The sequence below is a fragment of the Kribbella sp. NPDC048915 genome, assembly GCF_040649595.1.
Lineage (GTDB): Bacteria > Actinomycetota > Actinomycetes > Propionibacteriales > Kribbellaceae > Kribbella.
Genome location: NZ_JBEZFT010000021.1, coordinates 88,281 through 94,345, shown reverse-complemented (window position 1 = coordinate 94,345; position 6,065 = coordinate 88,281). Strand labels below are relative to the sequence as shown.

At 68.4% G+C, this 6,065-nt stretch carries 5 protein-coding genes; all 5 read right to left on the bottom strand.

What is annotated here, in order from left to right; genetic code table 11:
* Positions 1–90 precede the first annotated feature (90 nt).
* The 5 genes from AB0B82_RS14275 to AB0B82_RS14255 all read right to left on the bottom strand — a co-directional run bounded on the left by AB0B82_RS14275 (position 91) and on the right by AB0B82_RS14255 (position 5,717).
* On the bottom strand, positions 91–1,878 hold the full coding sequence (locus tag AB0B82_RS14275; RefSeq protein ID WP_360166882.1) for an ABC transporter ATP-binding protein: 1,788 nt from the start codon (positions 1,876–1,878) through the stop codon (positions 91–93).
* Positions 1,865–3,667: an ATP-binding cassette domain-containing protein gene (locus AB0B82_RS14270; protein WP_360166879.1), complete on the bottom strand. Its 1,803-nt coding sequence runs from the start codon at positions 3,665–3,667 to the stop codon at positions 1,865–1,867. The genes AB0B82_RS14275 and AB0B82_RS14270 overlap by 14 nt, the downstream gene beginning before the upstream one ends.
* Before the next feature lie 71 nt (positions 3,668–3,738).
* Entirely contained in the window at positions 3,739–4,659 is a 921-nt protein-coding gene (locus tag AB0B82_RS14265) for a nucleotidyl transferase AbiEii/AbiGii toxin family protein (RefSeq protein ID WP_360166876.1), read from the bottom strand.
* Positions 4,656–5,447 carry a type IV toxin-antitoxin system AbiEi family antitoxin domain-containing protein gene (locus tag AB0B82_RS14260; protein WP_360166873.1) on the bottom strand — a complete coding sequence of 264 codons (792 nt, stop codon included), beginning with the start codon at positions 5,445–5,447 and terminating at the stop codon, positions 4,656–4,658. The genes AB0B82_RS14265 and AB0B82_RS14260 overlap by 4 nt, the downstream gene beginning before the upstream one ends.
* A 129-nt stretch (positions 5,448–5,576) precedes the next feature.
* On the bottom strand, positions 5,577–5,717 hold the full coding sequence (locus tag AB0B82_RS14255) for a hypothetical protein (protein WP_360166870.1): 141 nt from the start codon (positions 5,715–5,717) through the stop codon (positions 5,577–5,579).
* Between the last annotated feature and the right edge of the window lie 348 nt (positions 5,718–6,065).

The following is a 6,065-nucleotide window of genomic DNA, read 5'->3' as shown; positions in this document are numbered from 1 at the left end:
CGAGACTTGGGTAAGCAGCGCCGATTCTGGACACCCTCGCCCGTGCCGTCACGCATCCACGCCGGACACCAATCCCCGTGCATCAATCATCTAGTTATAGGCCGCGGCCTGGATTCGGTACAGGTCGGCGTAGTGGCCGTCGCGGGCCATCAGTTCCTCGTGGGTGCCGGTCTCGACGACGTGCGCGCCGTCCAGGACGACAATCAGGTCGGCCATCCGCACCGTCGAGAACCGGTGCGAGACGAGGATCGTGATCCGGCCGTCCGTACTGTCCCGCGCCGCCGCGGCGTACCGCTCGAACAGGGCGTGCTCGGTCTCCGCGTCCAGTGCGGCCGTCGGCTCGTCGAGGACCAGGAGCAGGGGGCGGTCGCGCATGAATCCGCGCGCCAGCGCGAGCTTCTGCCACTGCCCGAAGCTGATCTCCGCGCCGTCCGGCCAGGTCGACCCCAATTGGGTGTCCAGTCCGGACTCGAGCCGCTCCAGAACGTCCTCCGCGCCGGCCCGTCCGACAGCGGTGGTGACTGCCGGTACGTCGTCCAGCCGGGGCAGATCGCCGAGCCCGACGCTGTGGACCGCGCGGAACTCGAACCGGAAGAAGTCCTGGAACGCGCCGGCGATCTTCGCACGCCACGCGTCGGCCGGTATCCGGCTCAGCGACCGGCCGTCCAGGAGCACCTGACCGGAGGTCGGCTCGTAGAGCTTGCAGATCAGCTTCACCAGCGTGGACTTGCCGGCTCCGTTCTCTCCGACGACCGCGATCACCTTGCCGGCCGGGAGGACCAGATCGACGTCGGCCAGGGCAGGCCGCGAGCTCCCGGCGTACGAGAACGTGACGTTCTCCAACCGGATGCCGTCGTCGAGGCGTTCGGGCGCCGGCTGATCCGCCTCGCTGTCGAAGGATGCCGCGTAGTTCTCCAGCCAGACCAGCCGTCGCGAACCGTCCAGCCAGATGCCGCGCAGGAACCCGATCTCGCCCACCGTGGCACCGATGTACGCCGACAGTCGCGCACCGGCGGCGAGGATCAGCAACACGTCACCGACTGAACCGTTCAGTCCAGACGCGACGAACAGCACCGCTCCGACGTACGCCGCGCCGAACACCGCCCAGGCCGCGCTGTGCCACGCCGCGCTGGCCCAGCGAGCGGACGCCATCGGCTCGTACCACTTCTCCCACTCCCGGCGGCGACCGGCGACGAGGTCTGGCCCGAGTCCGATGACCCGGACGTCCTTGCCCGGTGCGGCCGTGGTCGCGGTCTTGAACAGATGCTGCGCGAGGCGGAAATGCGGGGCATATCGCTCCTCGACCGCACGCTCGACGCCCGGCCGCCAGCTGGAGCTGATCACCGTCGGCAGCGCGAAGACGAGCAGCAGCACCAGCGCCGGATGGATCGACATGAGCAGGGCGACCGTCACGCCGAGGCGGAGGATCCAGCCGCAGGTCGAGAACAACGACATGTACATGTGGTCGAGCACGAAGACCTGTTTCCGCAGCACCGACAGCCGATCGAGGTAGTCCTGCCGCTCGTGGTGCTCGACGGTAGCGACCGACGACTGCAATCGGGCGACGTGTGCTTCGAGCATGATCGTCACGCGGTCGCGGAAGCGCCGCGAGATCCGCGCCGACAAGGTCCGCAGGAACCAGGTCGCGGTCACCGAGAGCGCCAGACCGCCCGCGGCGAGCAGTACGGCGCTGCGATCGCCGTCCAGGACCCCGTCGGCGAGGATCTTCAACCACAACGCCAGCAACGCATCGGGGACGGCTGCGAGCAGCGTCATCACGAAGGCAGCGACCAGCAGCCACGGCTCGTGCTGGTACCCGAGCTTGCACAGGCGCCACATCGCCGGCAGCGCGCGGGGCATGTCGTCAGAGCGTGTCATAGCTGAGCCCCTCCTCGTCCACCTCGGCCGTGAAGCGTTTCGCCTGCAGGTCGAACATCGTCCGATACCGGCCGCCGTACGCCATCAGCTCGTCGTGACTGCCGAGCTCGACAACGCGTCCGTGCTCCAGGACACAGATCCGGTCCGCGTGCCGCACGGTGGAGAACCGGTGCGAGACCAGGATCGTGGTCACGTCGCGCGTCGCGGTCAGGATGCGGTCGAAGATCGCCGCCTCGCCGCGGACGTCCAGTTGCGCGGTCGGTTCGTCGAGCAGGACCAGGCCCGCTCCCTGCCGTACGGCGCACAGCGCGCGGGCGAGAGCGACCCGCTGCCATTGGCCGCCGGAGAGGTCCGTCCCGTCGCCGTACCCGGTGGCGAGCCGGGTGTCGAGGTCCGCGAGGTCCGCGGCGCCGGCGTCCGCGAGGGCGGCGCGGATGTCGGTCTCGGGCGCGCCGGCCGGGGCGACGTTGTCGCGCAGTGGGAGCTCCAGTTTGAGGAAGTCCTGGAAGACCGCGGCGACGCGGGTCCGCCAAGCTGTTACGTCGAGGTCTCGCACGTCGGTGCCGTCGACGCGGATCGTTCCGTCGTCGGGGTCGTACAGCCGGCACAGGAGCTTGGCGAGCGTGGTCTTGCCGGCCCCGTTCTGACCGACGACGGCGAGTGAGGAGCCGGCCGGCACGGTGAGGTCGAGCCCGTCGAAGATCGGTCTGTCCGTCTGTGGATAACGGAAGTGCAGGTTCCTGATGTCGAGCCCGACCGCGCCGGTCTGCGGTGCGGTGGTGGGGCGGCTCGATGGGCGGAGGGCGCCGGCCGGTGCCATCGCGGGCTCCAGGCGATTGACGGCGGAGACCGGTGCGGCGGCCCCGTCGAGCGCCCAGTTCAGCCCGCCGAACGCGATCATTCCGACCCCGATCGCGACCTGGGCGAACACCACCAGCCGATCCACCGGCAGCCGCCCGTCGATCGCCGCCGCCCCGAGCGACCAGAACACGAGACCGTTGGCCACCCCGATGATCAGCAGACTCCAGATCATCGGGCGCTCCCGCAGACGCGTTGCGGCGTACTGCAACTCGAAGAGCCGGCGCCGCCGCTCGGTGAACCGCCGTACGGTCCAATCGGCGAGGCCGAACAGCCGCAACTCCTTCGCCGCCTCGGGCTCGACGGCGAGCTCGTACGCATACGCGGCATGCCGTTGCGCCGCCCGCACCTCCGCGGTGTTGCGGTCCTTCCACACGCCACTCTCGCGCAGCAGCCAGTGCGTCGCCGACCATGCGACGACCAGGACGATCGGCGCCCACCACGTGAACCCGAACAGTACGACCGCGGACGCGACCCCGCCGACGAGCTCCACCAGACTGCCCGCGACGAACTCGACGTTCAGGTACATCGGCGGCCCGGTCTGGCCGCGGTCGAACTCACGCGCGACGGTCAGGTCCTCACTCAGGTCCGGATCCTCGAGATGCCCGATCCCCGGCGGCCCCACGCACGCCTTGGCCAGAACGTCGTTCAGGTACGCCGACACGCGACTGCCGAGGTTGGCGCTGACCGCCTGATGAACCGGCGTCAGCACCTGCATCAGCACGAATGTCGTCCCCATGAAACTCAGCGGTCCCGCCAGCGAATCCCCGCGCTGCACCGCCCCGATCAGCGCCCCCATCGCGATCGCGAACACCGCCGGCAACGCTCCGCGCGCGACCAGCAACCCCCACCATGCCGCCGCCAACCCACGATCCGCCCGCGACAGCACCCCGAAGAACTGCCACTCGGCCCGCCCACGAACCCGGTTCATCCACCCACGATGACACCCCCCACCGACACCTTTCTTGAACATTTGCCGGATCAGCCCGCGACGGCCGCGGTCTATTCGTCGGGCGCAGCCTTCCAGAGTCTGGATCCCGGCATCCACGTTCCGGTTGCGGTGCCCGCCAGGACCGGATTGAGGCAGTCGCCTACCGCGTCGATTGCGCCGGCGAGATTCTGTAGCTCCGTTGGGAGGCTGGCATCGCGAGCTGCACGGGGGTACCCGGCGTGCCATTCAGGTCCGGGGGTTTCGAGTGCAGGTGGCAGTGCGCAGTCTCGCCGGGCCGCCTCCGCGGTGATCGCCTGTGCGGTGAGAGTCGCGTTCAGCTCGTTGGTGGTGGCGATCAGCGCCAGGTCGACCAAATCGCGATACCGAGTCGACGGTTTGCCGGTGGCGCCGTAGTGGTCGTACATGGCGCACAGTTTGTCGGCGACCTGGTCGGGCAGCGGGTACAGCACAAACCTTGGCAACGGGTCCGCGTCGGCGAGCTCGAGTACTGGCTGTGGGCGGATTCTGTCGACTGCGGCAATGATGTGCGACCTGGTGGACAGATCGATGGTGAAGCGCTCGAAGGGTGTCGCGCCGGTGTAGCACGTCACCTTGAGCATTGCGGCCACCTGGCCGTCGTCGGGCCGGGTCGCGCTGTCGATGGCGAAGGTCAGGTGGTCTCCTGCATCGCGACGAATCTCCGCTCGCAACGCCTCGACCGCCTCGTCGACGTCGAAGGGTTCGCCCGGTACGACCAGGTCGATGTCCTTGCTGTAGCGCGCTTCCTGGAGTCTCACCAGCAGACCGGTGCCGCCCTTGAGGACCCATCGATTACCTGGCTGCGAGAACACTCGTCCGAGGAAGCGCTGGAAGACGAACTCCCGTCGCAGATCCCCAGCCGGCCGGCCGCGGCGTTTGGCCTCGGCGCGGAGGCGATCGCCAAGTGAGCGGCGGATTGCCGCCGGATTGAGAGGCGTGCGCGGCGTACTCATCGAACCCGGTCGGCGGCTGTCCGGCCGCGGGTCGCGAGTTCGATCGTCCGCCTTGCTGCTCGCGGAACGCCGGCGTCCTCCAGGAACCGGATCAGGAGCGATTCGCCGTCCCCGTCATGCGCACCATAGCGGGCCGCATACGGTGAGAGCGCATGCGCGAGTTGATCGACGTCGACATGGCGGACGGTGAGGGCGTCACGGACCACAGCGGCAAGGTGCCCGCCATCGGTGCGAGCCGCAGCCAGGTCCGTGATGGTCCGGATCACCGTTGTGCAGGGCAGACCGTGCACGATGCCCCAGTCACCGGAGCTCAGTGTCGCCCTGTGGAAGCGGACGTCATTGCGCCGCGTTTGGCGACGGCCGGCAACGGTGAACTCATGTCGATCGGCATCGAGATCACCGAGCTCGTACAGCGCGGCGGCCGAGCGGTGCGAAACCACCTCGGGGAGCTCGTCACGAAGTCTTTCACCGGCTGTGCGCGCTGGGTCAAGGGCCAGCCAGGCTGCTCGCAGATCATCGCGGGGATCCGAAGGTGCTCCGGTCAGGCGGTAGACACCGTGTGCGAGTCGCTCGAGCGCGCCGGACTGCGCCAGCCGGCCGACTGCCTTGCGGCTGCTGCCGGCAGCCTCGGCCTGTGCAGTGGTGATCAACCCCCACTGTTCGGAAGCAATGTCGGCGAGATCTTGACGCGACATGACACTCTCCTGACTCGTGACTGCAATAGTACCCAAAGATGGGGACAATTGCAGCAGTTCTAGGACGGGTGGCCGGCGCGGGGTCTGGTCCATGGGCACAGGCTTTCGCGGTGAAGTGGTGCGACGCGAAGGCCTTTTCGGGGCATCGTGGGGCAGATTCGGGTGGCAGTATGGCGGGATGATTGGACCTGAGGAGTTGAGAACGGCGCAGAGAGCGCCGGATCAGTACTCGACGGTCGCGGTTCCAGTTCGCGACACTCGGCTCGCGGACCGGAACTCCTCGGGCCGCGACTTGTTGATGGCATCGGTCCACTCGGCCACACCGATCGGTGCCTTGAAGCCCTTCAATGCGTACTCCGCCACAATTGGTACGACCCCGGGCCGTGATGAGCGACGCCGCCGGCTGGGACTGGATCTGGGCACGCGATTCTGCGGCCGTTGAGGTTTGGGCGGGCAGGTGGTCGAGGTTGGGCGAGCCGGCCGCGAGGCCCCCAACGCCGAGGGATATCCGTTCGTGTTGGGGGTTGTCTGCTCGTGTACCAGCAGAGAACCCCCACGACGAGCGGTTAACCCATCGTGTTGGCCCGGATGACCGTGTTGGCGCAGACGATCTGCCGCGGCCGCGGTACCTCGGCACGAGCCGACGACCACCGAGCCACCCAGGTCACGCCGCCACCGAGGTCACGCCGCCACCGAGGTCGCGCCGCCACC